Source organism: Myceligenerans halotolerans, assembly GCF_054782975.1.
In genome coordinates, this window is record NZ_BAAGRL010000077.1 from 1 (window position 1) to 1,547 (window position 1,547).

Consider the following 1,547-nt stretch of genomic DNA (forward strand, 5'->3'; position numbering starts at 1 on the left):
CGGAGAGTTTGATCCTGGCTCAGGACGAACGCTGGCGGCGTGCTTAACACATGCAAGTCGAACGATGAAGCGCAGCTTGCTGCGTGGATTAGTGGCGAACGGGTGAGTAACACGTGAGTAACCTGCCCCCCTCTTCGGGATAAGCCTTGGAAACGGGGTCTAATACCGGATATTCAATTCCTGCTGCATGGTGGGGGTTGGAAAGAGTTTTTGGTGGGGGATGGGCTCGCGGCCTATCAGCTTGTTGGTGGGGTGATGGCCTACCAAGGCGTCGACGGGTAGCCGGCCTGAGAGGGCGACCGGCCACACTGGGACTGAGACACGGCCCAGACTCCTACGGGAGGCAGCAGTGGGGAATATTGCACAATGGGCGAAAGCCTGATGCAGCGACGCCGCGTGAGGGATGACGGCCTTCGGGTTGTAAACCTCTTTCGACAAGGAACAAGGCTTCTCGTTCTCGGGGGGTTGAGGGTACTTGTAGAAGAAGCGCCGGCTAACTACGTGCCAGCAGCCGCGGTAATACGTAGGGCGCAAGCGTTGTCCGGAATTATTGGGCGTAAAGAGCTCGTAGGCGGTCTGTCGCGTCTGGTGTGAAAACCCGAGGCTCAACCTCGGGCTGGCATCGGGTACGGGCAGGCTGGAGTGCGGTAGGGGAGACTGGAATTCCTGGTGTAGCGGTGGAATGCGCAGATATCAGGAGGAACACCGATGGCGAAGGCAGGTCTCTGGGCCGTTACTGACGCTGAGGAGCGAAAGCATGGGGAGCGAACAGGATTAGATACCCTGGTAGTCCATGCCGTAAACGTTGGGCACTAGGTGTGGGGCAGGTTCCACCTGTTCTGTGCCGTAGCTAACGCATTAAGTGCCCCGCCTGGGGAGTACGGCCGCAAGGCTAAAACTCAAAGGAATTGACGGGGGCCCGCACAAGCGGCGGAGCATGCGGATTAATTCGATGCAACGCGAAGAACCTTACCAAGGCTTGACATGCACCGGACAGCTGCAGAGATGTGGTTTCCGCAAGGTCGGTGTACAGGTGGTGCATGGTTGTCGTCAGCTCGTGTCGTGAGATGTTGGGTTAAGTCCCGCAACGAGCGCAACCCTTATCCTATGTTGCCAGCGGGTTATGCCGGGGACTCATGGGAGACTGCCGGGGTCAACTCGGAGGAAGGTGGGGATGACGTCAAATCATCATGCCCCTTATGTCTTGGGCTTCACGCATGCTACAATGGCCGGTACAGAGGGTTGCGATATCGTGAGGTGGAGCGAATCCCTAAAAGCCGGTCTCAGTTCGGATCGGGGTCTGCAACTCGACCCCGTGAAGTCGGAGTCGCTAGTAATCGCAGATCAGCAACGCTGCGGTGAATACGTTCCCGGGCCTTGTACACACCGCCCGTCAAGTCACGAAAGTTGGTAACACCCGAAGCTCACGGCCCAACCTCTCGGGGAGGGAGTGGTCGAAGGTGGGACTGGCGATTGGGACTAAGTCGTAACAAGGTAGCCGTACCGGAAGGTGCGGCTGGATCACCTCCTTTCTAAGGAGCATCAGG

General features: G+C 58.0%; 1 rRNA gene. It reads left to right on the forward strand.

From position 1 onward, the window contains the following. Positions 1 to 1,532, forward strand: a 16S ribosomal RNA gene (locus ACYVK5_RS25795). The last annotated feature ends 15 nt before the right edge of the window (positions 1,533 to 1,547 follow it).